1 protein-coding gene is annotated in these 247 nt (G+C 48.6%); it reads right to left on the reverse strand.

Annotated features, from left to right (window positions below):
• Nucleotides 1-247, reverse strand: a 247-nt coding sequence (locus AC1M9N_RS14520) for a GA-like domain-containing protein (protein WP_481954982.1), incomplete at both ends; no start/stop codon positions are given.

Raw genomic sequence — 247 nt, forward strand, 5'->3', positions numbered from 1 at the left:
CAAGTGCATCATCACGTGCTTGAGTCAGCTCAGCAAGTTCTGTTGGCGTGATTAAACCATCTGCTTCGGCATCTGCTAGTGCTTGCTCTGCCTCAGCATATGCTGCTTCAGCCGCCTCTACTGCTTCTGTCGCTTCTTCAAGTGCTGCAACTGCATCATCCACACCATCTTCGTTTTCATCATTTACTGTTGGTAAGATGATGTCGACTAGATCATCTAAGCGTGCATCCAGTGCGTCTTTGTCTGC

This window comes from Acinetobacter sp. ANC_7655 (assembly GCF_056784015.1).